Below are 22,042 nucleotides of genomic sequence, written 5' to 3' on the forward strand. Positions count from 1 at the left end.
TCAGCTGCCGGCGCCCACCCATTCGACCGTTCCGTCAGTGAAGAACTGTTCCTTCCAGATGGGAACCTGCTCCTTGATTCTGTCCACCAGCTCGGAGCAGACAGCGAATGCCTGGCCACGGTGGGCTGCGGACACGGCGCACACCAGCGCGGGATCCCCGATTTCGAGCATGCCGATCCGGTGGGCCGCCCAGATGCGCACCGGCTGCGAGGAAGCGCCACTGTCCCCGCCCCCTTGGGCCTGCTGTTCCGCAACGAGGCGGGCAACGACGTCGGCCATCACCTGGTGTGCCGTGGGGTGCGCGCTGTAACTGAGACGTTCAACTGCCTTGCCGCCGTCATGATTCCGTACCATGCCGCTGAAGCTGACCACCGCACCGGCGGTGTCGCTTTCCACCGCCGCGATGGCCTGGTCGACGGAGATGGGATCAGCGCTCAGGACAGCGTTGACCACCTCGAATGCTGTTTCAGTGCCCATGTCCGCCTTCCAGCTGGTCGCAGAGGTGCCCGATCACCGGGTCCAGGACGGTCAGTCCGTCCATGACCCCCTTGGGTGATCCGGGCAGGTTGATGATGAAGGTAGTTCCGGCAGCACCTGCGTAACCACGGCTGAGCACGGCCAGTGGGGTCTTTGCGGCGCCGGCGCGGCGGATCGCTTCCATGATGCCGGGTATCTCGCGGTCCAGCAGCGGCAGGGTGACATCCGGTGTGCGGTCGTCCGGGCTGAGGCCCGTGCCTCCGCTGGTGATAACGACGGCGGGGCGCTGGGTCAGGAGGGCGCGGATGGCTGCACCTACCGGCTCGCCGTCCGGGACCACCATGGCGGGAAAAACGTCGAAACCGTGTTCGGTCAGCCAGTCGGTGATCACGGGGCCGGTTTCGTCGTCGTATATGCCTGCGGCGGCCCGGGTGGAGGCGATCACGACGCCGGCCTTCCGCCCTTGGACATCGCCGTGGCGGTGGGGTTCGGGCGCATTCACGGTGCTGGGATTGATCACAGTGTCCAGTCCCCGCTCTTGCCGCCGCTTTTGGCGAGCACTTTGATGTCGTTCAGGACGGCGTGCTTGTCCACAGCCTTGATCATGTCGTAGACGCTGAGGGCTGCCACGGAGGCTGCAGTGAGTGCCTCCATCTCCACCCCGGTGACACCGCGGGTCTTGACGGTCGCGAGGATGGCGACCGAGTCAGGTGCAAGCTCGAAGTCCACGGTGACCTTGGACAGCGGGAGCGGATGGCACAGCGGAATCAACTCGGGGGTCTTCTTGGCGGCCATGATGCCGGCAACCCGTGCCACGGCCAGGGCGTCGCCCTTGGGCAGGCCACCTGAGCCGAGCAGGCCCATGACCTCTGCGGTGGTGCGGACCGTGGCGGTGGCGGTGGCCTCCCGGGTGGTTTCTGCTTTGGCGGAGACATCCACCATCTGGGCGCTGCCGTCCTGGCGCAGGTGAGTCAGCGCGGCCGGGGATTGTTCTGCATTCACAGCATCCATACTTCCACCTCTGCCCCTGCCGTGAGCGCGGCGACTCCTTCCGGCACGTGGACCAGCACGTTGGAGCCCGCGAGCGCGTGCATCAGATGTGAGCTTTCCCCACCTTGGAGCTCCACCGTTCCGTCGGGCTGCAGGGTGCCGCGGCGGACCTGGTGCTTGTGCTCGGGTGACGTAAGGGGACGGCTCAGGCGCGCGCGGATGGGCAGGCGCGGTGCAGGTGTACCGAACAGGCCGGCCAGGACGGGGCGGAGGAACATCTCAAAGGACACCAGGCAGCTGACGGGGTTCCCGGGGAATCCGAGGAAGGGGCGTCCTTCGAAGGTACCAATCCCCTGCGGGCCGCCCGGCTGCATGGCCACATGCAGGAACTCCACCCGCTGGTCCTCCATCGCCTGACGGACCACCTCGTACGCGCCTTTGCTGACCCCGCCGGTGGTGACGATCAGATCCACGCCGCCCTCGGTCCGCAGCAGCGTGCGAAGCTCCCCCGGATTGTCAGAGGCAATCCCCGCGCGGCGGACCTGCAGTCCAGCCTGCTTCATGGCTGCTTCGAGGAGTGTTCCGTTGGAGTCGTAAATCTTGCCGGCGGGCAACTCCTGGCCGGGTTCCACCACTTCGTCGCCCGTAGTGACCAGCAGGACTGTCACGGCCTTGTGGACCGCCACTTCGGAGATACCGAGCGCCGCCAAGAGACCCAGCTGTGCCGGGCCCAGGAAAGTGCCCGATGCCAGGGCCGTTTCGCCGGCCCGGACATCACTGCCGGTGTACCGCACAAAGGCGCCGGGCGCTGCCGCAGGCAGCTTTACCATTGCCTGCTCAGTGTGCGGCAGGAATCGGTCCGGTATGGCCCGCTCAATGGGGACGACGGCGTCGGCCCCTTCCGGGAGCATCGCCCCGGTCATGATCGGTGCAGCCATACCGGGCCCAAGGGCTGCCGGGCTTGCGCCGGCTGGGACGGGAGGCATAACGCGAAAATCCGTTCCGCCGTCGGGCACATCCGCGGAACGGATGGCATAGCCGTCCATCTGGGAATTGGCGAAGGGCGGCAGGCTGATGGGGGCGGTGACGTCGCTGACCAGGCCTCGGCCCAGCGCCTCATGCAGGGGCAGGACTTCGATCCGGTTGAGTGCCCGCAACGGACGCAACAGTTCGGCGACGGCAGCCACATGCTCAGCCACGGACCTCGCCTGGTGCCCGGCGTGACGCCCCCGGTGCCCGGCATGGTGGTTGGCCTGGTGCAGCGTTTCGCCGCCGCCCTGATGCTGCGCTTGGCCTGCGATCGTTCCACCAGGGAACGTTCCATGCGGTTGCGGGCTGGTCATGGTTCCGCCTTCAGTAAGCCATCACGGTTGCACGTCCACTCTAATCGTGTGGAACCCGGTGGCTCCGTCAGGGGCAACTGGCCTGCTTTGCTCGTCCTGCGTCTTGCCTGCGAGATCCGTGGCGCGGACCTGGACCTCGTGCTGCCCTTCTGTCAGTTCCACGCCGAGCTTCCACTGGTACCAGGTGTCCAGGGAAATACCATCCGCAAGTTGCGCCTGCTGCCACGGCCCCCGGTTCACGCGGAGCTCCACCCTTTCGACGCCGGTGTGCTGCGCCCAGGCGACGCCACCAAACATCACCGTGCCTGCCCTCACCGGCCGGCCGCTGCGCGGAACATCGATCCTGGAGGAGGTTTTGATGGGGCCCCGCGCCGACCAGCCCCGGGGCGTCCAATAGGCGACGTCGTCCGCGAACCTCGTGACCTTCAGCTCGGTGACCCACTTGGTGGCCGACACGTACCCATACAGCCCGGGCACCACCAGACGTACGGGAAATCCGTGTTCGAGGGGCAAGGGCTCACCGTTCATCGCGACGGCCAGCAGCGCATCCCTGCTGTCGGTGAGGACTTCCAGTGGTGTGCCCGCGGTCCAGCCGTCCACACTTCGTGGGAGCACCATGTCTGCGCCGGATTTCGGCCCTGCGAGGGCAAGCAGTTCGCGCACAGGCCATCCCAGCCAGCGTGCGTTGCCGATGAGGTCCCCGCCCACGTTGTTGGACACGCAGGCGATGGTCACGTGGCGTTCGGTCAGGGGTTTGGCCAGGAGTTCGGCGAAGGTCAGCTCCACCTCCCTGGCCACCATCCCGGTGACTTTCAGAACCCATGTGTCCGGATCGACGGCGGGAACCGTGAGGGCCGTGTCGATGCGGTAAAAGTCCGGATTGGGCGTGACCAGTGGCTGCATGCCGTCGACCTTCGCCTCCGCGGTTGCCGGTATGGCCGGCGCCGGTGAATCGGGGTCCGGCAACGCCACCCGGTTCCTGGCGTCGTTGACAACTGCTGCTGCACCGCGCCATTTGGCCGCCAGGGCGCCCCCGACGACAGCGAACGTGGCTCCGCCTGCCAGAACATGCAGGAAACGACGGCGGGCGGGAGCGGCATCTGCTCCTGTCCCCGGTTCTTCGCTCCCCCATTCCTGACGACGGCGGATCAGGAACCTGAGCAGGACGCCGGCGGCGACGGAGGTGAGGACCGCCAGTGCAATCGCGTTGAAAGTGGCTTGGGCGCGGGTCAGGACCGCTGCCAGGCCCGCGAGCCCAAAGACGGCAACCACTGCGACGCCCGTAAAGCGACGGCGGTCCTCCAACACTCCCGCCGCCGCAGCCAGTGCAGCTATCACCAGGCCCATTCCGATGAGGAGAGCCACTTTGTCCGCGGTGCCGAACAGTGCAACGGCCCAGTCCTTAACGCCGGGAGGAACGGCATCGATGACGGCACCACCTACAGCGGTCAAAGGCGACAACGACGGACTGAACAAGCCTGCGAACAGTTCCCCCAGCACCACTGCGCTGCCCACCGCAACAGCACCTGCGGCCGCCGCCCACCGCCCGTCCAACCCGTTCAGGCGTGGCGCTGGCTGGACCGGCGGCGAAGGTGCCGGGTGCTCCTGAAGCCCCGACCCGCCGTCGTCCGTTGCCTGCCCTGGCCGTGTGGTGTCCACTCCTCCAGCATAGATTCGCGGAGTACTTGTGGCGCCGGTCCTGCATTAGGTTCTGCCGGGTACCCTGCTGCCTCCCCTGCGGCCGTCACGGGGTGTGATGCGCGACCCAACGTGGCGTAGCCTGAATTCATGAGTGTCCAGCTAGGCATGCCCCAGCCGCCGGAGGAAGCAGCACCCCTGCCGTCGGTTCCTGCTGCCCGCCCCACTGATGCTCCGGCTGGACTCGCGGACCGCTATGGACGCCGCGCCACGGACATGAGGCTGTCCCTGACGGACAAATGCAACCTTCGCTGCACCTACTGCATGCCTGCCGAAGGCCTGGAATGGCTGGCGAAACAGGCGGTCATGTCGGCGTCGGAAATAGTCCGCCTTGTGCGCATCGGGGTAGAACAGCTGGGCGTCCGCGAACTGCGGCTTACCGGCGGGGAGCCCCTTGTGCGGCACGACCTGGTGGACATCATTTCGGCCCTTCGCAGCAACCACCCCAACCTGCCCATCTCCATGACCACCAACGGCGTCGGACTGGCGAAAAAGGCGGCGGCGCTGAAGGCTGCCGGCCTGACGCGCATCAACGTGTCGCTGGATTCGCTGCACGAGGAAACCTTCACCCAGCTGACCCGCAGGCCGTTCCTGAACCAGGTGCTGGCAGGGGTGGACGCAGCCTGGGCCGCGGGCTTGGGCCCGGTCAAGCTCAACGCGGTACTGATGCGCGGCATCAACGACGCCGAGGCGCCGGCGTTGCTCGCCTGGGCTCTGGGGCGTGGCTATGAACTCCGTTTTATTGAGCAGATGCCGCTGGACGCGGACCATGGCTGGACGCGGCGGAACATGATTACGGCCGCCGAGATCCGCCAGATTCTCTCCGCTGATTTTGTCCTCAGTCCCGATCCCCGGGCACGTGACGGTGCCCCGGCGGAGCGTTTTGAAGTACGACGGCGGGTGGCAGCGTCCGCTGACGGCGCTGCGGGCGCGTTGGGCCCTGTGTTGGGCACGGTGGGGATTATTGCCTCCGTTACCGAGCCGTTCTGCTCGGATTGCCGCAGGACCCGGATCACGGCAGAGGGCAAGATCATGAGCTGCCTGTTCTCGCGGGAAGAATTCGACCTGTTGGGCCTCCTGCGCTCAGGAGCCAGCGATGATGCCCTCGCCCAGCGGTGGCAGGACGCGATGTGGCTCAAACCTAAAGCTCACGGAATGGACCACGTGGGACTTGACGCTCCGGACTTCGTCCAGCCGGACCGCAGCATGAGCGCCATCGGGGGCTGAACCTTTTGAACGTACGTTACTTCGCTGCCGCGCGCGCCGCCGCAGGTTTGGAGGAAGAGCGCTTCGATCTGGCGCCGGGCGCCACAGTTGCTGATCTTCTCGAGACCGTTCTGTCCGTGCAGCGCCCCGAGGCGCCTGCCGGCACTCCTCCGCTGCCCCGCATATTGTCCCGGAGCAGCTTCCTGCTCAACGAGGTGGCCGTGCGGGACCACGGCGTTGTCCTCAAGGCCGACGACGTGGTGGATGTGCTGCCGCCATTCGCCGGGGGCTAGGAGCAGCCTCCCCGGCAGCGGCACCCGGACCGGGAGCTAGGTCCGGACCTGGACGGGGACAAAATGTCAGACCCCCACTAGAAGATGTTTCTATGGGAATCGAGCTTGGCACCGCAGCGGGGATGGAGGGCATTCACGCCTCCGTCGCGGGTCTGGGTGCGCTGTTCCTCGAAGATGACCGGCTGGATACAGCTGCCGGCGCCGGTGCTGTTGTGGATGTGCTGCAGCGCCGGTACGAGATCCGTCTGGATCGGCTGGCGGTAGTGAAGCAGTTGGAAGCCCAGCTCGCTGCGGTCAAGGCCCGGGACGCCGCCGAGGCCGTCGAGATCCAGCACGCGATGACGCCGCCGGAAGCGCCCGTGCACGAACGGACCTATACCGAAATGTCCGCGGTCGAGGAAATCGCCGGCGTCCTGACAATAAGCTCCCCAGCAGCCGGGGCGCTCGTCACCCAGTCCCGGCAGCTCTGCTCCCTGCCCCTTGCCATGGACGCCCTGTCCGCCGGGACCATCTCCTGGCAGCACGCCAAAATCATCGCCGAGGAAACCGACTCCCTGGGCGCCGCCGGCGCAACCGCCCTGGCCGCGCACTTCCTGAACCCCCACCCCGCCCGCGGAGCCGCCGCCGGTGAACTGGTGCCCTCACGGTTCCGGGCAAGGGTGCGCGGCTGGCGCGAACGCCACCACCCCGAATCGCTGGAGAAACGGCATACCAAAAGCGCCGAGGACCGGCGGATGGAATACACCCCGGACCGAGACGGCATGGCCTGGCTCTCGCTATATATGCCAGCCGACACCGCAAATGCCATCTGGAACCGCACCACCGCCCTCGCCCGCGGCCTCCAAGGCCCCGACGAGCCCCGGACCATGACACAACTCCGGCTCGACATCGCCGCCGGCCTGCTCCTCAACGCTCCTGTTGCCAGCGGCGTCGGCACCAGGGATGACGTTGTCGAGATCGGAAAGGTCCCCGCCCCCAAAGTGGACGTTCTGGTCACGGTCCCAGTGTTCTCGCTGATGGGCTTCACCGACGAACCCGCCACGCTCGACGGCCACGGACCCATCCCCGCCTCCATGGCACGAATACTTCTCGCCGACGGTGCCAGCTCGTTCTACCGGGTCCTCGTAGACCCCCGCGACGGGGCGCCGCTGGAGATCGGACGCACAAGATACCGGCTCACGAAAGCCATGAAGCAGGCACTGCAGCTGCGGGACGGAAAAAATGCACCTTCCCCGGCTGCAGCAACCCCTCCCTCGACAATGACGCCGACCACCTTAAAGCCTGGCACCAAGGCGGAAACACCGGGATCAGCAACCTGGCCCAACTCTGCCCAAAACATCACCGCCTCAAACACAACAGCCCCTGGACACCCACACCGGCAACGGAACAAGAACCACCCGGCTGGACCTCACCCACCGGCAGACACTACAAAGCCGAACACCACGACTGGGAACCACCACAATGGCCACCAGAGCTTCTGCCCGCGGGTGAAAAACCTGGGCTCCTGCCTGCGGAACTGCCGCCTGACGAACCAGCCGAGGACAATTTTGTGGATCCGGACGACATTCCGGCCGGAGACGGTTTGTGGGATGACTTCTATGCGATGCCCTATTCGCAGACGCCCGAGCCCTCAGCGACCAAGGACCTGCTGCACTTCTGAAGTCGGCTGATAACGTTAGCCTCGCTGGAACGATGAGGTCATGAGCGAAATGTAGGCCGAACCAGTCCCGTTCGGCACACCGGACTCTTTTCCCGTGGCCTTGGCACCGGTACGTAGGTCAGTCACATGCGTGAGCACATCACCGTTGACGCGCAGTGTATGACGGGTCCAACCGCCGCTACCTCGGCGTTCCACCGTGAGGGCGCCGTCGTGCCAAGTGCAGCGAGCCGGGGCGCTCGGGGCCGGGTTTACGTTGTCCACGTAGTACCAGAAAACGTCCTGGTGGTCAGGATCGACAGTAAAAATTCCGTGACCTTCGAAATGGGTCCCGTCCGGTTCACGGTGTCGGTAGCTTTGCACGACGGCAGCTCCGCCAGCCACCGTGGTGTAGTTCACCTCGGCGTCGACCGTCCGTTCAGGACCCCAGGGGCCTGCAGCGAATCGGGTGCTCCCCCGCCAGTGGCCCAGGAATCCAGCCAAGGCTCCCGGCGCGCGGCCGATCGGGGTCCGTCCCACTGTCGCCTCATCCTCCAGAGCTAAGTCCTGTCGTTTGCGAGCAACGCTACTGCCGCGCAGCCATCAGAGTCCGAACGTTTCCGTCTCCTCGAACGGTCCGACGACGGTCACGGTCCTTGGTGCCGCTGCAAGCTCCGCGGCCAGGTCCTGGACCTGCTCGGCCGTCACCGACTTGATTAGCCGCAGTGTTTCGTCGATGTCCTGGTACTCGCCGGAGACGAGTTCCGCCCGGCCCAGCCGGGACATCCGCGACCCGGTATCCTCCAGTGCCAGAACGATTCCGCCGCCGAGCTGGCCCACAGCCTTGCGCAGCTCGTCGTCGGTAATTCCGTGCTCCGCGAGCTTGTCCAGTTCCACGCCGAGCAGGTCCACGACCTGCCGCACCTTGGACGGTGTGCACCCCGCATACATACCGAAGTACCCTGCGTCCGCGTAGGAGGAAGCGAAGGAGTAGGTGGAATACACCAGGCCGCGCTTCTCGCGGATTTCCTGGAACAGGCGCGACGACATGCCCCCGCCCAGCACGGCGTTCAGGACGCTCATAACGTAACGCCGTTCGTCGGTGGCAACAATGGTGGGGCAGCCCATGATGATGTTCGCCTGCTCCACCGCGCGCTTGACCACATGAAGTCCGGCGGTCCCCGTAATCAGGGCCCGGTCAGTGGAGCGCCTTTCCACCGGCGCTGCGTCGGTCTTCAGCGACCAGCCCGCGGTCTCGAGGGCGTCCACCACGAGGTTGCAGACGACGTCGTGCTCCAGGCCGCCTGCTGCGGTGATCACCAGCTCGTCAGGCCGGTAGTAACGCTGGTAGTGCTCCCACACGGAGTCGCGGGCCACCGCCTTGATAGCGTCCGGGGTGCCCCCGATGGGGCGGCCCAGGGGGTGGCTGCCCAGGACGGCTGCCACAAAGTGTTCGTGGGCAACGTCGGTGGGGTCGTCGCTGTCCATGGCTATTTCCTCGAGGATGACGTCCCGTTCCTGCTCCATCTCCGCCGGGTCCAGGACGGCTCCGGTGATCATGTCGGCGATGACATCGATGGCCATGGGCAGGTCCGAATCCAGGACCCGCGCGAAGTAGCAGGTGCTTTCCTTGGCCGTGGCCGCGTTTGACTCACCGCCCACCTCATCGAAGGCCGAAGCGATTTCCAGCGCGGTACGGCGCTTGGTTCCCTTGAACAGGAGGTGCTCCAGGAAGTGAGTAGAGCCGTGCTGTCCCGGGGCCTCATCCCGGGACCCTACGCCAACCCAGAAACCGATGGTGGCTGACCGCTGGCCCGGCATCGCCTCTGTCAGCACCCGCACTCCCCCGGGCAGCACCGAACGCCGGACCTCGGAGCCGCCGTCGGAACCGTGAACCAGGGTGTCGCCGCGGTGGTTCTGCTCAAGCGGCAGGGGTACAACAGTCATTGAGGCCTTTCAAAAAGGGGCAGCCGGGATCTGGCTGCCATCGTAACAGCGGCGGGGCCGGTGGATCATCCACCGGCCCCGCCGATTCATGCTTGTGCCGGAAAACCGATTACTCGGAGTCGGCGCCCTCGGCAGCCACTGAGGCGTGAACGCGCTCGGTCTCGCCGGCACCTTCCTCTTCAGCCACTACGGGGGAAAGGGACAGCTTTCCGCGGTCGTCGATCTTGGTGATTTCCACCTGGATCTTCTGGCCAACGGAAACAACGTCATCAACGTTGTCCACACGCTTGCCACCGGCGATCTTGCGCAGCTCGGAGATGTGCAGGAGGCCGTCCTTGCCCGGGGTCAGCGATACGAAGGCTCCGAAGGTGGTGGTCTTAACGACCGTACCCAGGTAACGCTCGCCGATTTCCGGGACCTGCGGGTTGGCAATGGCGTTGATGGCGGACCGTGCTGCGTCTGCAGACGGGCCGTCGGTGGCGCCAATGTAGACCGTGCCGTCGTCTTCGATGGAGATGTCGGCGCCGGTGTCTTCCTGGATCTGGTTGATCATCTTGCCCTTGGGGCCAATGACTTCGCCGATCTTGTCCACGGGGATCTTCACGGCGATGACGCGCGGTGCGAACTCGGAGAGCTCGTCCGGGGTGTCAATGGCCGAGTCCATGACCTCGAGGATGTGCAGGCGTGCTTCGCGGGCCTGCTTCAGGGCTGCTGCCAGGACTGAGGCGGGGATACCGTCGAGCTTGGTGTCCAGCTGGATGGCCGTGACGAACTCGGAGGTTCCGGCAACCTTGAAGTCCATGTCACCGAAGGCATCTTCGGCGCCGAGGATGTCGGTCAGTGCCGCGTAGCGCGTCTGGCCGTCAACCTGGTCGGAGACCAGTCCCATGGCGATACCGGCGACGGCGGCCTTCAGGGGCACACCGGCGTTCAGCATCGAGAGGGTGGAGGCGCAGACAGAACCCATCGACGTCGAGCCGTTGGAGCTGAGAGCCTCAGACACCTGGCGGATGGCGTACGGGAATTCCTCACGGGACGGCAGGACCGGCATGAGTGCACGCTCCGCCAGGGCGCCGTGGCCGATTTCGCGGCGCTTGGGTGACCCAACGCGTCCGGTCTCACCGGTGGAGTACGGCGGGAAGTTGTAGTTGTGCATGTACCGCTTGGTCTTCACCGGCGACAGCGAGTCGATCTGCTGTTCCATCTTCAGCATGTTCAGCGTGGTGACACCCATGATCTGGGTTTCGCCGCGCTCGAAGATGGCTGAACCGTGAACGCGGGGCAGAACCTCAACCTCGGCGGTGAGCTGGCGGATGTCCGTCAGGCCACGGCCGTCAATGCGGATCTGGTCCTTGAGGATGCGCTGGCGCACAACTTGCTTGGTGACCGAGCGGAATGCTGCGGACAGCTCCTTCTCGCGGCCATCGAACTGGGCGCTCAGGGAAGCGGTAACTTCGTCCTTCAGCGCATCCGAAGCGTCGTTGCGCTCCGTCTTGTCCGCGATCTGGAAGATAGCAGTCAGCTTGTCAGCGGCAGCAGACTCGACGGCGGAGTAGACATCGTCCTCGTAATCGAGGAACACCGGGAACTCCACAGAGGGCTTGGCAGCGCGTGCAGCCAGGTCGGCCTGGGCATCGCAGAGTGCCTTAATGAACGGCTTGGCAGCCTCAAGGCCCTCGGAGACAACCTCTTCGGTGGGGGCGGTGGCGCCCTGTTCCTTGATGAGGTTCCAGGAGTTGTCGGTAGCTTCGGCTTCAACCATCATGATGGCGACGTCGTCACCGGCAACACGGCCGGCTACCACCATGTTGAAGACGGAGTTCTCCAGCTGCGAGTGCTTGGGGAAAGCAACCCACTGTGATCCGTTTTCGTCAGCAACCAGGGCAACGCGAACGCCGCCGATGGGGCCGGAGAACGGCAGGCCGGAAAGCTGGGTGGACATGGAGGAGGCGTTGATGGCCACCACGTCGTAGAGCTCGTCAGGGTTAATGGCCAGGACGGTCACCACGATCTGGACCTCGTTGCGCAAACCCTTGACGAAAGCGGGGCGCAGCGGGCGGTCCATCAGGCGGCAGGCCAGGATGGCTTCGGTGGACGGGCGTCCTTCGCGGCGGAAGAACGAGCCCGGGATGCGGCCGGCAGCGTACATGCGCTCTTCGACGTCAACCGTCAGCGGGAAGAAGTCAAAGCCTTCACGCGGGTGCTTGCCGGCAGTGGTGGCGGACAGCAGGGCGGTGTCATCGTCGATGTACACCATCGCTGCGCCGGCTGCCTGCTTGGCAAGGCGGCCGGTTTCGAAGCGGATTACACGCTTGCCAAAACGGCCATTGTCAATGACTGCTTCTGAGAACTGGATTTCGGGACCCTCCAAGAGAGTCACCTCCGTTTCTTTCTTACGGAAGTCCAGCCGCATCAACCCAGGCCAGCATCTGTCTACTGGCCCTGCACCCGGTCGTCGATCGAGACCCACGGGCCGGGGCTTCAGTCAACGAAGCCGTTCCCGGGGATCACTACCGAGGACCGCGAATGCGTGATGCGGTTGATCCTCCTGTTTAATTTTTCATTTGAAGGAGGCGGCCCGTTCCGTGCGGGAAAGGGCCGCCCCTAAGTCCGACTAGCGGCGCAGGCCGAGGCGCTCGATGAGCGAACGGTAGCGGGCGATGTCGGTCTTCTTGAGGTAGCTCAGCATGCGCTTGCGACGACCAACCATGGCCAGCAGACCGCGCTGGGTGTGGTAATCGTGCTTGTGCTCCTTCATGTGCTCAGTCAGATCCTTGATCCGCTGGGTAAGGACAGCAACCTGGACCTCCGGTGAACCGGTGTCGCCTTCTCCGGTTGCGTATTCCTTGATGATGGACTGCTTTACAGCGGCTTCAAGTGCCACGATAACTCCTAGGGATGTGCCGTGAGGGCCCAGGTCAGTAAATCACTGCCGGGTCTGCCGCCGCGGCTGGTCCGGGAAACCCGGACAGTGCCACACACAACAGGAACCAGCCGCCACGGACTGCAGCCGGATCCATCCCCCAGTTTACCGGCCCCCGGTCAATCTTGTCGAAACAGCCAATCTTGTCGGAACAGACCACCGTTGGTCAGCGGGCACGTCAATTAGTGCGCCAGCTGCTCCCGGATTGCCGCCATGCCGTGCAGGACCTCTGCGAAGCTGGTGCTCAGCGGCGAGAGTCCCACCCGGATGCCGTGCGGGGCGCGGAAGTCCGGGATGACGTCCTCGTGCCAGAGCGACGCGACGCTCTCTTTGGTGAAACCGCGGTGGTCCAGGGTGATGTGGCTGCCGCGCTCCGCCGGCTCCCGCGGCGAGGCAAGTTCCACGCCCAAGGGTGCCAGCCAGGCTTCGAAGACCTCGACGGCGAAGGCGGTCAGCTTCACCGACTTCTCCCGGAGGGCGGCCATGGATGCTTCCTCGATAAGGTCGAGCGTGCCCCGCATGGCCAGCATCCCGAAGATCGCCGGGGTGCCACTAAGGAATCCCCGGATACCTGCGGCCGGCTCGTAGCCAGGGCCCATGTCAAAGGCGTCCTTGCGACCCATCCACCCCCAGATCGGCTGGTTGAGCGAGGGGAGGTGGCGCTGGTTGACGTAGGCGAAGGCAGGCGATCCCGGACCGCCGTTGAGGTACTTGTAGGTGCAGCCGGCAGCGAAGTCCACGTCCGCACTGTCCAGGCCAATCTCAACTGAACCGGCAGAATGGCAAAGATCCCACACCACCAGCGCCCCGGCGTCGTGCACTGCTTCTGTGATGCCAGGCAGATCGGCCAGGTGGCCCGAACGGTAGGCAATGTGGCTCAGGAGTACGACGGCGGTACGCGGCCCGGCAGCTTCGCGCACCTGGTCAACGGTCACCCCCGCGTTGGGGTCCGTTTCGATCCAGCGGAGCGTCAGGCCTTCCTCGAGGGCGATGCCCTCCACGAGGTAGCGGTCCGTGGGAAAGTTTTCGGTGTCCAGGACCAGTTCGTTCCGGTCGGGGTCGGCCACGGCCGCCAGGGCAGCGCGGATCAGCTTATACAAAACCACAGTGGTGGAGTCCGCGATGATCGTTTGTCCGGGTGCGGCGCCGAGCACGGCGCGGCCCAGCTGGTCGCCGATGGCCTGGGGCAGCTCCAGCCATTCCTCGTCCCAGCCCCGGATCAGGCGTCCGCCCCAGCCGTCCCTGATGAAGGCGCTGATGTCCTCTGCGGTGCGCTGGAGCGGGCGGCCCAGGGAGTTGCCGTCGAGGTAGGACAGCGGTGTTTCAGTGCCGATGAACCGGCGGCGGTAGTGCGCCAGCGGGTCCTGCCGGTCCAGATCGGCAGCGAGCTGCTGCAGGGCCGCCTCCTTGTCGTCTGCGTTTTCCACGGTTAGTTGCTCCTGTGTGGTCATTGGCCGATCTCCGTCCTGACGGCGAAAAGCTCAGGGAAGAAGGTCAGTTCAAGGGCTTTCTGCAGGAATGCGGCGCCGCTCGAGCCGCCGGTTCCCGTTTTCATGCCGATGGTCCGCTGCACAGTGCGCAGGTGCCGGAAGCGCCATAACTGGAAGTTGTCCTCAAGATCCACCAGCTCCTCGCAGGCCTCGTATGCGCCCCAGTTGTCCGCGGCGTTCTCGTAGATGTGCTTGAAGAGCGGCACCAGTTCTGGCGTGAACTCATGGGCCTGGGTGACGTCCCGCTCGAGCACAGCCCGGGGCACAGCAAACCCCTGGCGGGCGAGGTAAGCCAGGAATTCGTCATAGATGCTGGGCGCGTGAAGCAACTCATCCAGCATGGCGTAAGCTTCCGGATCCGAGTCGAACACGGGAAGCATCTTGTGGTTCTTGTTGCCGAGAATGAACTCGACGGCCCGGTACTGGCTTGACTGGAAGCCGGAGGAATTACCCAGGAAGCCGCGGAACTGCGAATACTCCGTGGGAGTCAGCGTGGCCAGTACCGACCACTGCTCGGTGAGGGTCTTTTGGATGTGCTTGACGCGGGCAATGCCTTTGAGCGCAGAGCCGAGGTCGTCCGCACGGAGCCAGGCAGCAGTGCTCCGCAACTCATGCAGCACCAGCTTGAGCCACAACTCAGTGGTTTGATGCTGGATGATAAAAAGCATTTCATCGTGATGCTGGGGCTGGCTGACAGGCTGCTGTGCACTCAGCAGTGTTGGCAGTTGCAGGTACGAGGCGTAGCTCATCCGCGAGCTGAAATCACGGACAATACCTTCGTCCAGTTTCCTGGTGTTCTTCTCAACGGACACGGAACTGCCTTTCCTTGGGGCGCTTCCCCTGCAGAAGGTTCAGCGCCTGGCGAGGAGGTCGTGCGCCTGGACCACATCCAGCCGCATCTGGTCCACCAGCGCCTCAGGCCCACGGTATGCCACCATGCCCCTCAGCCGGGCCACAAATTCAACAACTACTGTCTGGCCGTACAGATCGAAGTCCTCCACGGCTTCGTGGGGTCGGTCGATGACATGGGCTTCGACTTGGCGGCTCACGCCGTCGAACGTGGGATTCGACCCCACGGAAATCGCGGCAGGCCAGCGCGTCCCGGCCTGGTCCACCAGCCAGCCGGCGTAGATGCCGTCAGCCGGAATGAGCCCGCTGGCGTTACTGGACAGGTTCGCAGTCGGGAACCCGAGGGCGCGGCCGCGGGCGGCGCCGTGGACAACTTCCCCCCGCATCCGGTGGGCCCGCCCCAGCACCGCCGCGGCAGTTGAGACGTCACCTTCCTGCAGGGCCTCGCGCACCCAGGTGGAGGAGCAGCGGCGGTCCGTGCCGTCGTCGTCATGCAGGGGGTAGCCCTCGGAGCCGAATTCGCTGATGACCTGGACCTCGAACCCGAACTTCCCGCCGAGCGCCTTCATGGTGTCCAGGTCGCCCGAGTTGCCCCGTCCGAACCGGGCGTCATGGCCGATCACCACATGGCTGGCGTGCAGGCAGTCCACGAGGAACTGCTCCACGAACTCTTCCGCAGTGAGGCTGGCGAGGTCCAGGGAGTACTTCATTACCAGGATCGCGTCCAGGCCCAACTCCCCCAGCGCCTCCAGTTTGTCCTGCAGCCCCATGATGAGCTCGGGCGCGGATTCGGGGCGGTGGATCAGGGCCGGGTGGGGGTCGAAAGTGACGGCCACCGACCTGGACCGGTTGAGGCGGGCGGTGCGGATCAGCTGTGACAGCACCTGCTGATGGCCGCGGTGAACCCCGTCGAAGTTCCCAAAGGTGACAACAGATGGGCCGAAGTCCGCCGGGACCTCGGACGAATCGTTCCAGATGTAGACCATCACCCTCGCCTTTTACTGCGTGCAAATACCAACGTTCCGGACCCTGCCGGCCGCGGAACTCTCTAAAGATTACCCGTATTCACCCTGTCAACTTTGCCAGGCGGCGCGGGACACCATCCGTCCAGCCGGACCGGCGTCAGGACTTGCGGGACGGCCGCCGCCGGTAGAGCCACACCAAGCCCAGAATCGGCAGCAGCAAGGGAATGAACGCATAACCACGGCCAAAAAGTGACCACACCGTCTCGTGCGGGAACTGGACGGGGTCGAAGACGCTCAGGGCGCCAACCACCAGCACGCCGACCAGTTCCACTAGGACGGCTGCGACGGAAAGCTTGAACCACGTGCTGCCGGCCCGGGCAAGGGAGATCGTGGCAATGACGTACACCAGCGCGGCGAATGCGGACAGCAGGTACGCCAGCGGCGCCTCGGAGAACTTAGTGAGGATCTGGTACCCGGCGCGGGCCGAGGCGGAGATGGCGAAGACCGCATAAACCGCGATCAGCAGGCGTCCCGGCCCGGTGTTGCGCGTGTTCCTGGACGTGGTTCCCTCCACGGCTGCGTCCTGGGCGGGGCCGGGGACGGCGGAGTGCTGGTCATTCACGTTTCGTGCTTCTTCCACTTCAGTACCAGATCTGGTTCATGCGGGCGGCCATCACCAGCGCGGTGACGCCCACGGCGGCCAGGACAAAGTTGCTCCACCGGGTACGCTCCAGAATGGACCAGTAGACGGCAGCGGGCGGCAGGAGCATCGCCGTGGCGAGGTAGCCCCAGAATTCCCACGCCTCCCCGGCGATGGGCTCACCGGCAAGGACACGCACAGTGGATCCCACCAGGTACACCAGGAGGGCCACCTCGACGGCGGCGACTGAGAGGATGGTGACGTCGTTGGGTGCTTTTTTCAGGATGCCGGCCAGCAGGCATACCCCGCTGGACAGGAGCCCCACCACCAGGATGATGTAGAAATACGCGTCCACCTTCAGGCCACCCCGGAGGCGCCGGTACCGGGAGCGCCGTTGCTGGGGCCTCCATTGCCGGGGGCAAATACCAGCACGGGTTTGGCGAAGCTGCCCGCGTCGGCCAGCAGCGCCACCAGGTTTCCGTCGGGGGCGAAGGCGGCTGCGGGATGTTCGGCTGTGGCTGCGTCCGGGCTGCCAGGGGCAGCACCGGCAGCAATCCGCCGGCCAAAGGAGATCTCAGTGGTTTCTTCCGGGCTGAGCTCGCGGTTGGGCATCAGCGCCCGGGCGGCCTCGGACATGTCAAGAACGTTGAGTTCTTCCGCAAGCTGTTCGAGGGTGCGCGCCTGGTCAAGCGAGTAGGGCCCAACGTGGGTGCGCCGGAGGGCTGTGAGGTGTCCGCCAACGCCGAGTGCGTTGCCGAGGTCGCGGGCAAGGGCACGGATGTAGGTCCCGGAGGAGCATTCCACTGTGACGTCCAAGTCCACAACATCGGCCCCGGCGTCCCTGCTGATGCTGTGCACCTCAAACCGGTGGATGGTTACTGGGCGGGCCGCCAGCTTCACCTCTTCACCGGAGCGGACCCGGGCGTAGGCGCGTTCCCCGTTGACCTTGATGGCGCTCACGCTGCTAGGCACCTGCTGAATTTGCCCGGTCAGGGCCGCAACTCCGTCGTGAATTGCCTGCTCGCCCACCGCGGAAGTGCCTGCCGTGGCAGTGACGTCACCTTCGGCGTCGTCCGTGACGGTGGACTGGCCCAGGCGGATGGTGGCGGTGTAGGTCTTGGAGGTGCCCACGATGTACGTGAGCAGGCGGGTCGCCTTGTTGATGCCCACCACCAGGACGCCTGTTGCCATCGGGTCCAGCGTGCCGGCGTGCCCCACTTTCCGGGTTCCGGCGAGGCGCCGCATCCGGCCAACCACATCATGGCTGGTCCATCCCTGCGGTTTGTCCACTATCACCAGTCCAGAAAGCACGCTTCCCAGTATATCGGCGCTGGTCCCGGCGCCCGCCCACCTCCAATGTGGCCCCAGAAGCAACGCCCCAGAAGCAACGTCAAAGCCGGAGGTCAGCCAGTTAGGATGGCAGGCATGCCTGAGCTTGCCGCCCACGTCCGCGACGTCCCCGTCAACCAGATCCGGGAAATCACCGAAGCCGCGTGGCGTACCCCGGGCGCTCTGGTCCTCAGCATCGGCGAGCCCGGGTTCCCGCTCCCCCGCCATATCCTCGACGCCGGCATGGCCTGCCTGGACAGGGACGAGACCAACTACACCCCCAACGCCGGCATTCCGGCGTTGCGCGAAGCGTTCGCGGCGAGGTTCAGGGAGCGCGCAGGCGCCAGCCACAGCATCGGCGCTGACCGGGTGTACGTGGTGGACGGCGCCCAGCAGGGCCTGCACTTCGCCATGAGCCTGCTGCTCTCCCCCGGGGACGAAATCCTGATTCCCAACCCGGGCTATCCCACGTTTGCGATGACCAGCCGCCTCCTGAACGCTGTGCCGGTAGGTTACCCGCTCTACCCTGACAACGGCTTCCAGCCCAGGACCGGGGACATCGAGGCGCTCATCACCGACCGGACCCGGGTGCTGGTCCTGAACTCCCCGTCCAACCCGCTGGGTGCAGTCCTCAGCGAGAACCTGACACGGGAACTCGTGGAACTGGCCCGCCGGTACGACCTGTGGGTCATCTCGGACGAGTGTTACGAAGCGTTCACCTACGATGTGCCGCATGTAAGCCCTGCAAGGTTCGACGGCGTCCTGCCGGGTGAGGCCCGCGTCTTCACCTCGCTGACCCTGTCCAAGACCTACGGCCTCACGGGACTCCGCATCGGCGCCCTGGTGTGCCCGCCGGGCCTGGAGCAGAAGATGAACAACGTGATGGAGTCGATCGTCTCGTGTGTGGCATCGCCGTCGCAGTACGCTGCGCTCGCCGCCCTCACGGGGCCGCAGGAGTACGTCCAGCACACGCATGGGCACTACCGGGCCAACCGGGACGCGGCCTCCGCCGTGCTGGACGCCAAGGGTATTCCTTATTTGAAGGCCGAGGGCGCGTTCTACCTTTGGGCCGACGTGTCCCATGTCAGCGGCGGCGACGTGCGCGGGTGGGTGCGGCGCTTCCTTGCGGGATCAGGCGTTGCACTTGCACCAGGAACGGCATTTGGCTCCATCGGCGAGGGCTGGGTGCGGATAGCGCTGTGCGGCAAGAGGCAGGATTTGCTGGACGGCCTGGCCCGGCTGCCGGAACGCGCCTAAGCCGAATGGCAGGTCCTTCGTCAGCGGCGGGTTCCGGAAAGAGCCCCGTCCAGCCAATGGCGCAGGACCTCCGCGGGGGCGGCGCCGGCCTGCCGGGCTGTCACTTTGCCGTCAACCAGAACCATCAGGGTGGGAATGGCCTGCACGTCGAAACGCCGGGACAGGCCCGGGGATTTGTCGACGTCCACCTTCACCAGTTTGATTTCGCCGGCCCGTTCACGCGCCAGTTTGTCCAGGACAGGGCTCACCATACGGCAGGGCCCGCACCACGCCGCCCAGAAGTCCACCAGCACCGGAACGGGCGACTCCTCCGCCACGGTGCCGAAGTCAGCATCCCCAGCGTCCACAATCCAGGGCAGCCCGCCTCGGCAGCTGCCGCAGCGGGGCCGGCCGGCAGCGCTGGCGGGCACCCGGTTGGTCTTCCCGCAGTGCGGGCATTTGACGAGGGTGGCTTCCATACCTAGTAGTCTTTCCTGCTTTTGTGGGCGCCCCACGCCTGGAAAGGAGCGTTCGACGCCGGCACGTCGCCCCTGCTGACCGGCATCAGTTCCGGGCGGGTCCCGGAGAAGTAGTCGTAGAAGACGGCGTCATCAAACCCTGCGGAAGCGGCACCGTACCGGTCCGCTGCGAAATACACGCGGTCTATCCGCGCCCAGAGGGCCGAAGCCAGGCACAGCGGGCACGGCTCGCAGCTGGTGTAGAGGACCGCACCGTGCAGGTCGAAGCTCCGCACCGCCGCCGCAGCCGTACGGATGGCAACCACTTCGGCGTGGGCCGTGGGATCGTTGTCGCGGGTGACGCGGTTGACGCCCTCGTGCACCTGCCCATCCTTCGTCACCACCAGCGCACCGAACGGCCCGCCCCCGTCCGCGACGTTTCGGGTGGCCAAGGCTACCGCCCGTTCGAGGTACTGGTTGGTATTGCCGTGGTCCGCCTGAGTCATAGCTAGATCCTAGCCAACGTGGTTGGCATTAGGGGACGAAAATAGGGGGCGGAATAGGGGGAAATCTCGGCGACATACTTGCTTTGCAGGAATAATCTGGCGCCGGGGGTGTCCGTATTTATGCCTCTGGCGAGGCTCCTTGTACCGGCCCTCTAAGGGCGTCAAACCCGGAGTACCCAATGAAGAAGAAGTTTTCAATCGTCGCGTGTCTCGCTGCTGCGTCGATGGTGATTCCTGCCGGCCCCGCACTGGCGGGGTCCACCCCCGAGCACTCGGAGCCGCGCACGCTGGCCGAGAACCTGGTTGGACCCCTGAGCATGGCCGTGAACTCCGATGAGTCCGTTCTGGTCACGCAGAATTTCGCCGGGCTCCTCAGCCGTGTCAACGACGACGGTTCCACCACCACCCTCCACAAGGGCAAAAAGGATTGGGACGTAGCAGGTGTGGAAACCCGGCGCGGAACCACCTACTTTGTGGAAAGCGTGGGCGCCGGTGATCCGAACGCTCTTGAGGGCTATCTGAAGTCCATCAACCCACAGGGGGAAGTTCGCACTATTGCCAACCTGGCCAGCTACGAACGCGAAAATAACCCGGATCGCGACCAGCATTACGGCTTCGGCCCCGAAGTCTCAGCCGAATGCCTGGCCGGTTGGCCTGCCTTCCCGCCGGCCCGTTACCGGGGCGCCCTGGACTCGCACCCCTACGGCGTGGCCGTGCGAGGCGATACGGCCTACGTCGCTGACGCGGGAGCGAACGCCATTCTGGAAGTGAACATTGAGACAGGCGACGTTTCCACGCTGGCAGTTCTACCGGCCCGGCCTGCAGTGATTCCCGCAGGGACAAAGATTCCGGTGGACATGGCGGGGACCACTGTGGAAGTTCCTGCGTGCGTGGTGGGCCATGAATACGCCTTTGAACCCGTACCGACGGATGTGGAGTTCGGCCCGGATGGCCGGCTGTACGTTACGTCTCTTCCCGGCGGGCCGGAGGACCCTTCGCTCGGAGCCCGGGGAGCCATCTTCCGCGTGAACCCCTGGAGCGGCTCTTCCCATGTGTGGGCTGAGGACATCCTGAGCCCCACTGGCCTTGCCATCGCTGACGACGGCGACGTGTATGTGGCATCCATGTTCGGCAACGAGATCATCAAGATCGATGCCTGGACCTGCGACAAGTCACAGTTCCTCGCCATCGACGGGCCGGCAGCGGTCGAAGTCCGTGGATCAACGGTTTATGCCACGGCAGGATTCAATTTCGCTGATCCAAGCAAAGGCAAGGTGATCAAAGCCGGCATCCGGTAGTACAAGGAATAGTTTTCTGGGAAGCAGAAGCCCCGGACCGCAACTGCGGTCCGGGGCTTCTGCTGTCATGCCGACTACTGCTTGTTGCCGTCCTCGTCGAGTTCCTCGTCGTCCGTGACGTCGAAGTCCTCTTCATCAAAGTCGTCTTCGTCGATGTCCACATCGGCCGACGCATCACTCTTGTAGGGATCGGCGTCCCCGGCGTGACTCGCGCTGGCAGCCAGGGCTGCCACTTCGGCGTCGCGCTTTTTGGCTTCCCGGAGGAGTTCCTCCAGGTTGGATGCGATAACGGGGACTTCGTCGGAGACGAATTCAAGGGTGGGAGTCAGGCGAATGCTGAGATTGCGCCCCACCTCTTGGCGAAGCACACCCTTGGCTTTCTCCAGACCCTTGGCAGCATCAGCCTGAACGGCCTGGTCACCAAAAACGGTGTAGTAGAGGGTGGCATGCTGCAAATCATTCGTCACCCGGGCATCGGTAACGGTGATGCCCTCCAGCCGAGGATCCTTAACCTTCCGGCCCAAGGCCTCAGCAACAACAACCTTAATCCGCTGCGCCAACTTGGCAGCACGTGCCGGATCAGCCATGAACAACTCCTAAAGAAGAAGAAAAAATTGGGGACGTACGACGGCGTCCCAAATGGACTGCGCGCACGTCTGGTTTTTGGCCACGCACCCAACGTGAGTCACGAACGGACCCGTTGGAATTTTCCGGCGGCCCGGGAGTGGCATCGGGCCTGCCGAAGCTGGGTGGCCGAC

Annotated in this window: 22 protein-coding genes and 1 pseudogene; 5 read left to right on the forward strand and 18 right to left on the reverse strand. The window is 65.0% G+C overall.

Going from position 1 to position 22,042, the window contains the following annotated elements; genetic code table 11:
- Genes CXQ88_RS03505 through CXQ88_RS03525 form a run of 5 tightly spaced genes read right to left on the reverse strand, consistent with a single transcriptional unit; the run spans position 1 to position 4,364 of the window.
- Positions 1–477 (reverse strand): molybdenum cofactor biosynthesis protein MoaE, encoded by a 477-nt coding sequence (locus CXQ88_RS03505; protein WP_104042789.1) that lies wholly within the window; start codon positions 475–477, stop codon positions 1–3.
- The gene (locus CXQ88_RS03510) at positions 467–997 is read right to left on the reverse strand and encodes a MogA/MoaB family molybdenum cofactor biosynthesis protein (RefSeq protein ID WP_104042790.1); all 531 of its coding nucleotides are present in this window, start codon (positions 995–997) and stop codon (positions 467–469) included. The genes CXQ88_RS03505 and CXQ88_RS03510 overlap by 11 nt, the downstream gene beginning before the upstream one ends.
- A complete protein-coding gene (moaC, locus tag CXQ88_RS03515) occupies positions 994–1,488 on the reverse strand; it encodes a cyclic pyranopterin monophosphate synthase MoaC (RefSeq protein WP_104042791.1) in 495 nt (164 codons plus the stop codon). The genes CXQ88_RS03510 and moaC overlap by 4 nt, the downstream gene beginning before the upstream one ends.
- Positions 1,476–2,810, reverse strand: a complete 1,335-nt coding sequence (locus CXQ88_RS03520) for a molybdopterin molybdotransferase MoeA (protein WP_104042792.1) — start codon at positions 2,808–2,810, stop codon at positions 1,476–1,478. Before CXQ88_RS03520 ends, moaC begins: the two co-directional genes overlap by 13 nt.
- A 21-nt stretch (positions 2,811–2,831) precedes the next feature.
- Positions 2,832–4,364 (reverse strand): molybdopterin-dependent oxidoreductase, encoded by a 1,533-nt coding sequence (locus tag CXQ88_RS03525; protein ID WP_373637695.1) that lies wholly within the window; start codon positions 4,362–4,364, stop codon positions 2,832–2,834.
- A gap of 234 nt (positions 4,365–4,598) precedes the next feature.
- On the opposite strand from CXQ88_RS03525, the gene moaA reads away from it, so the two are divergent.
- The 3 genes and pseudogenes from moaA to CXQ88_RS22825 all read left to right on the forward strand — a co-directional run bounded on the left by moaA (position 4,599) and on the right by CXQ88_RS22825 (position 7,667).
- Positions 4,599–5,735 carry a GTP 3',8-cyclase MoaA gene (gene moaA / locus CXQ88_RS03530; protein WP_181037400.1) on the forward strand — a complete coding sequence of 379 codons (1,137 nt, stop codon included), beginning with the start codon at positions 4,599–4,601 and terminating at the stop codon, positions 5,733–5,735.
- Positions 5,736–5,740: 5 nt separating this feature from the next.
- Complete coding sequence (locus CXQ88_RS03535) at positions 5,741–6,007, forward strand: MoaD/ThiS family protein (protein ID WP_104042795.1); 267 nt, start codon at positions 5,741–5,743, stop codon at positions 6,005–6,007.
- Between the two features lie 92 nt (positions 6,008–6,099).
- Positions 6,100–7,667 (forward strand): annotated as a pseudogene (locus CXQ88_RS22825) (DUF222 domain-containing protein).
- A gap of 15 nt (positions 7,668–7,682) precedes the next feature.
- Here the strand turns inward: CXQ88_RS22825 and CXQ88_RS03545 are convergent.
- From CXQ88_RS03545 to truB, 10 genes are all read right to left on the reverse strand, one after another.
- The gene (locus CXQ88_RS03545; RefSeq protein ID WP_104042796.1) at positions 7,683–8,183 is read right to left on the reverse strand and encodes a DUF1579 family protein; all 501 of its coding nucleotides are present in this window, start codon (positions 8,181–8,183) and stop codon (positions 7,683–7,685) included.
- Between the two features lie 63 nt (positions 8,184–8,246).
- On the reverse strand, positions 8,247–9,590 hold the full coding sequence (locus CXQ88_RS03550; protein WP_104042797.1) for a M16 family metallopeptidase: 1,344 nt from the start codon (positions 9,588–9,590) through the stop codon (positions 8,247–8,249).
- A 109-nt stretch (positions 9,591–9,699) separates the two neighbouring features.
- Entirely contained in the window at positions 9,700–11,961 is a 2,262-nt protein-coding gene (locus CXQ88_RS03555) for a polyribonucleotide nucleotidyltransferase (protein WP_104043049.1), read from the reverse strand.
- Positions 11,962–12,204: 243 nt separating this feature from the next.
- Positions 12,205–12,474: a 30S ribosomal protein S15 gene (gene rpsO / locus CXQ88_RS03560; RefSeq protein ID WP_104042798.1), complete on the reverse strand. Its 270-nt coding sequence runs from the start codon at positions 12,472–12,474 to the stop codon at positions 12,205–12,207.
- Between the two features lie 221 nt (positions 12,475–12,695).
- Entirely contained in the window at positions 12,696–13,964 is a 1,269-nt protein-coding gene (locus tag CXQ88_RS03565) for a kynureninase (RefSeq protein WP_104042799.1), read from the reverse strand.
- Complete coding sequence (gene kynA, locus CXQ88_RS03570) at positions 13,961–14,815, reverse strand: tryptophan 2,3-dioxygenase (protein ID WP_104042800.1); 855 nt, start codon at positions 14,813–14,815, stop codon at positions 13,961–13,963. Before kynA ends, CXQ88_RS03565 begins: the two co-directional genes overlap by 4 nt.
- Positions 14,816–14,854: 39 nt before the next feature.
- Positions 14,855–15,838, reverse strand: coding sequence for a bifunctional riboflavin kinase/FAD synthetase (locus CXQ88_RS03575; RefSeq protein ID WP_104042801.1), 984 nt, complete (start codon positions 15,836–15,838; stop codon positions 14,855–14,857).
- Positions 15,839–15,974: 136 nt separating this feature from the next.
- The gene (locus tag CXQ88_RS03580) at positions 15,975–16,391 is read right to left on the reverse strand and encodes a hypothetical protein (protein WP_104043050.1); all 417 of its coding nucleotides are present in this window, start codon (positions 16,389–16,391) and stop codon (positions 15,975–15,977) included.
- A 67-nt stretch (positions 16,392–16,458) separates the two neighbouring features.
- On the reverse strand, positions 16,459–16,812 hold the full coding sequence (locus CXQ88_RS03585) for a hypothetical protein (protein WP_104042802.1): 354 nt from the start codon (positions 16,810–16,812) through the stop codon (positions 16,459–16,461).
- A 2-nt stretch (positions 16,813–16,814) separates the two neighbouring features.
- Positions 16,815–17,768 (reverse strand): tRNA pseudouridine(55) synthase TruB, encoded by a 954-nt coding sequence (gene truB / locus CXQ88_RS03590; protein WP_104042803.1) that lies wholly within the window; start codon positions 17,766–17,768, stop codon positions 16,815–16,817.
- Between the two features lie 114 nt (positions 17,769–17,882).
- Between truB and CXQ88_RS03595 the strand changes: the two genes are divergently transcribed.
- A complete protein-coding gene (locus tag CXQ88_RS03595) occupies positions 17,883–19,043 on the forward strand; it encodes a pyridoxal phosphate-dependent aminotransferase (RefSeq protein WP_181037402.1) in 1,161 nt (386 codons plus the stop codon).
- A 20-nt stretch (positions 19,044–19,063) separates the two neighbouring features.
- Here the strand turns inward: CXQ88_RS03595 and trxA are convergent, their stop codons facing one another.
- The gene (gene trxA / locus CXQ88_RS03600) at positions 19,064–19,501 is read right to left on the reverse strand and encodes a thioredoxin (RefSeq protein ID WP_104042805.1); all 438 of its coding nucleotides are present in this window, start codon (positions 19,499–19,501) and stop codon (positions 19,064–19,066) included.
- Positions 19,502–19,503: 2 nt separating this feature from the next.
- Entirely contained in the window at positions 19,504–19,986 is a 483-nt protein-coding gene (locus CXQ88_RS03605) for a nucleoside deaminase (RefSeq protein WP_104042806.1), read from the reverse strand.
- Positions 19,987–20,165: 179 nt separating this feature from the next.
- Here CXQ88_RS03605 and CXQ88_RS03610 point away from each other — a divergent pair, with 179 nt between their 5' ends.
- Entirely contained in the window at positions 20,166–21,284 is a 1,119-nt protein-coding gene (locus CXQ88_RS03610; protein WP_104042807.1) for a ScyD/ScyE family protein, read from the forward strand.
- Positions 21,285–21,358: 74 nt separating this feature from the next.
- Here CXQ88_RS03610 and rbfA read toward each other — a convergent pair whose 3' ends face one another.
- Positions 21,359–21,871, reverse strand: coding sequence for a 30S ribosome-binding factor RbfA (gene rbfA / locus CXQ88_RS03615; protein ID WP_104042808.1), 513 nt, complete (start codon positions 21,869–21,871; stop codon positions 21,359–21,361).
- Between the last annotated feature and the right edge of the window lie 171 nt (positions 21,872–22,042).

Origin of the sequence: Arthrobacter sp. ZGTC412 (assembly GCF_002929215.1) — a bacterium.
In the GTDB taxonomy this organism is placed as follows: domain Bacteria; phylum Actinomycetota; class Actinomycetes; order Actinomycetales; family Micrococcaceae; genus Arthrobacter.